The sequence below is a fragment of the Streptomyces sp. NRRL S-495 genome (genome assembly GCF_000966955.1).
GTDB classification, from domain to species: domain Bacteria; phylum Actinomycetota; class Actinomycetes; order Streptomycetales; family Streptomycetaceae; genus Kitasatospora; species Kitasatospora purpeofusca.
On record NZ_JZWY01000396.1, the window covers coordinates 1 to 393 of the forward strand.

Annotated in this window: 1 protein-coding gene; it reads right to left on the reverse strand. The window is 71.0% G+C overall.

All coding sequences use genetic code 11. The features are described from left to right. A partial coding sequence (locus VR45_RS21045) for a VCBS repeat-containing protein (protein ID WP_234326057.1) occupies positions 1-363 on the reverse strand: 363 nt, incomplete at its 3' end. Positions 364-393: the final 30 nt, after the last annotated feature.

The window sequence follows — 393 nt, forward strand, 5'->3', positions numbered from 1 at the left end:
GTAGTCGGTGCGCCCGTCGCCGTCGAAGTCCGCGAACGTCACCTGCGAGGGGTCCGCGGTCAGGCCGGTGGCGACCTGGCCCAGGTCGCTCCAACCGCCGCGCCCCCCGTCACCGCCCTTGTTCAGGAACACCCGCACCGACCCGTTGGCGTTGATCAACAGGTAGTCCGCGCGCCCGTCACCGTCGTAGTCCGCCAGACGCACCCGGGCGCGGTCGGAGGTCATCCCGGTGGACACCTGGCCCAGGTCGCTCCAACCCCCGTGCCCGTCACCGCCCTTGTTCAGGAACACCCGCACCGAACCGTTGTCGTTGAGAACGACGTAGTCCGCACGGCCGTCACCGTCGAAGTCCGCCCACCGCACCCGCCCCGCACCACCCGACTCCGTACCGGC